Source organism: Petrocella sp. FN5, assembly GCF_029210395.1.
Lineage (GTDB): Bacteria > Bacillota > Clostridia > Lachnospirales > Vallitaleaceae > Petrocella.
The window spans coordinates 1-2,965 of record NZ_JARGDP010000132.1 but is presented as its reverse complement, the minus strand read 5'-3'; the positions used below and the strand labels follow the sequence as shown (position 1 = coordinate 2,965).

The window sequence follows — 2,965 nt, the reverse complement described above, 5'->3', positions numbered from 1 at the left end:
GTACTTATCATTTAGCTGGAATTAAGTATGCCAACTTTAACTTCTCAAAAGAAGGATACGTCCTAGATGAAGAAAGCTACTGTAATGTATTAGTAAAAGAAGGGATTCTTGATGAAGGAAATAAGTTAGTAGATCTTAAAATAAGAGGTGTTAAGTTTATATTTTCTCTATACAAAAATGATATTGTGTTATATGAGAAAGACGGTATTGAAAAGATTGAGCGGTATCTATCAAGAACGATGCCTCGCAAGAGGAATTACATTGAAACTAAGCCGGTGGCGGCTGCGAATTTTGACAAACAAAACTTTGTCGGTCTTAGTAAAACAAAAAAAATAGTAAAAATTAATACGGATGTCTTGGGCAATAAGCATTATACCACTAAAGAAAATTTTAGTATTATCTTTAAGCTTGACAACTTAAGTTGATAAGTATAAACTTAAGTCAGGTACAAAACTTTTTTGTGATGACTTAAGTTTTTAGGACCTACTAAAATAAGGCTTTATGCCGGATTCAAAGACACCGACGGGTGTCTTTTTTCTTTTATCAAAATAAAGGGGGTATTATGGCTTTTAGAGTGATACTAATTGAAAGTGATGCAATAATAAGATACAAATTAGACAATCTAATGATTCAGATTAGCGAAAAGTCAATAAGTATACCATTAAGAGATATATCCACAATTGTCATTGACAATCACAATACGAGCCTTTCTACACGAGTACTTAATATGATTGCTAAAGAGAATGTATGTCTAATTATATGTGGACTGGACCATATGCCGATAGGTATATTTACAGGTTTCTGCAATCATAGTAGAGCGAGCAAAGTAATTGCACAGCAAGTAGCGTTAACTCAAGACATAAAAGAAGACTTTTGGTGCAAAATTGTGATAGCCAAATTAATGAATCAGTCTAAAATGCTAAGTAAACTTGGTTATGAAGATAATATCACTGATCAGATTAAAGCATTTACACTTGATGTTAAATCAGGTGATTCTAGCAATCGTGAAGCACATGGTGCTAAGGTTTATTTTAATCGTTTGATGGGTAAAAGTTTCTCTAGAGGTGATGACAGTATACTTATGAATTCAGGACTCAATTATGGGTATACCATTCTAAGGTCTTATATTGCTAGATTGTGTGTGGGATATGGACTTAATACAATGCTGGGTTTGCACCATAGAAGTGAATATAATCAATTCAACTTAGTAGATGACCTTATTGAACCGCTAAGACCATTTGTTGACTATTATGTTTATGGACTTCTATGTAATGAAAAGCAATTCACTTATCAACACCGCCAGGCACTAGTTAATATCGTAAATCATAAAGTCTTCTATAAAAACAAGAAACAGTATTTAGCCAACGCACTGGATGAATATATAGGTGATATTTGTGATGCAATAAAAAATCAAGACTTCACTTACGTCAACAATTTTGATTTTGATGATTATTTGGGGGAGACATGAGGTATAAAGTGATGCGTTTAATATGTATGTTTGATTTACCAACTGAAACACCAAATGAACGAAAGGCTTATAGAAGATTTCGAAAGTTACTCATATCAGAAGGCTTCATTATGCTTCAATATTCTGTGTATATGCGTACTTGTCCAAGCAGAGACTATTCAAATAGAATGTCTTCAAAGTTGGATCAGAAAGCACCTCCGAATGGACACATACGATTGGTAGCTATTACGGAGAAACAATATGAAGATATGAAGATTATAATTGGGACCAAAAGTCATACAGAGCAAATGGTTGGTGTGGAAAGGATGATTTTCTTATGAGCTTATTATCAGTAAGAATGACCAATGGTTGTCTTCAGGATCTTGAATTGGGAAGTATTACACAAATTGTAGGAATGAATGATTCGACAAAAGAGTATATTATAAATAGCCTTACGAAGCATTTCTCGAAATACAAGTATAGCGACGATGAGTACAAGCAAGAAAACAATATTTTGCTAGATGGATTAGCGGTTGGAAGAAGTTATTATCATTGTAGTATTCTTAGAACTATGAATGACTTATATTATGAGTTAAGCCAACAGAAATCGTGTCTTTTAGTAGATTATGTAAATTATGCACTATCTAATATAAATGTGAGCTATGCTTTGCAGAAACTTAATGATGAATTGCTTAATCTTGGCAATGAAATAAAGAACTATATCCAATTGAATAGTATGGGCTTAGATATTGAATTAATAGAATATGAATTGATGTCCTTATTAAAGAATCAGTTATCAATGAAGCTAATAGGACAAAATGAACAGCCGCAAATCAATATACCAATTATTGATAAATTAATGACGTATATAGAACTATTGCAAAAGATTAATGAACATGACCCTATAAAAAGGATGATTATCTTTCATAATATTGATAGAATGCTTGATGTGAAGGATTACATATACTTCATAAATCAATTACGAGTTGTTACTACTCAACACGATTTTGCATTCATATTGACGACCAGTAAAGAAGGCTATATTTCAATCGATCAAGAGCTAATTGAGTCTATAAATGTAGTGAACAACTTTACTTTTAACGTTGACTCTTTTGAACAATTGAAAACTTTTATTGTCAACCATTATCCATATCATAAGGAATTAAATGATGAGGAACTCATTCGACTTATAACACCAATAATTCATAAGATTGGTTACAAAGATCAACTTCTAGACGTTGAATCTCAAGTGATTCTAAAGATGATTAATTCATCAGAAAATATTGTGACAGAACATGCTAAAGTGCCTAATTTACTGGCTTTAGAATATATACAAAGCGGTGAATAAATGGTATAATTTTATTAGAAAGTAACTGTTTTAGTAGGGAATACAAAGATCAAGAATGACGATTTGAGGTTTTAGTACCCTAAGAATTTAAGTCATCATAAAACAAGGTACCGTATTAGATCCAGCCAATGCAAGTTTTAGTACCCTAAGAATTTAAGTCATCATAAAAC

Annotated in this window: 3 protein-coding genes and 1 pseudogene; all 4 read left to right on the top strand. The window is 31.9% G+C overall.

Going from position 1 to position 2,965, the window contains the following annotated elements; translation table 11 throughout:
- Nucleotides 1-425: pseudogene (locus P0N36_RS14880) on the top strand (type II CRISPR RNA-guided endonuclease Cas9); the annotation flags it as partial.
- Nucleotides 426-562: 137 nt separating this feature from the next.
- Entirely contained in the window at nt 563-1,468 is a 906-nt protein-coding gene (gene cas1 / locus P0N36_RS14875; RefSeq protein WP_275843660.1) for a type II CRISPR-associated endonuclease Cas1, read from the top strand.
- Nucleotides 1,465-1,788, top strand: coding sequence for a CRISPR-associated endonuclease Cas2 (cas2, locus tag P0N36_RS14870; protein WP_275843659.1), 324 nt, complete (start codon nt 1,465-1,467; stop codon nt 1,786-1,788). Before cas1 ends, cas2 begins: the two co-directional genes overlap by 4 nt.
- A complete protein-coding gene (csn2-St, locus tag P0N36_RS14865) occupies nt 1,785-2,795 on the top strand; it encodes a CRISPR-associated protein Csn2-St (protein WP_275843658.1) in 1,011 nt (336 codons plus the stop codon). The genes cas2 and csn2-St overlap by 4 nt, the downstream gene beginning before the upstream one ends.
- Nucleotides 2,796-2,965 lie beyond the last annotated feature (170 nt).

Excerpts from the sequence above, each read along its gene's own strand:
- cas2 (WP_275843659.1), top strand. The coding sequence starts at position 1,465 with ATGAGGTATAAAGTGATGCGTTTAATATGTATGTTTGATTTACCAACT.
- cas1 (WP_275843660.1), top strand. The coding sequence starts at position 563 with ATGGCTTTTAGAGTGATACTAATTGAAAGTGATGCAATAATAAGATAC.
- csn2-St (WP_275843658.1), top strand. The coding sequence starts at position 1,785 with ATGAGCTTATTATCAGTAAGAATGACCAATGGTTGTCTTCAGGATCTT.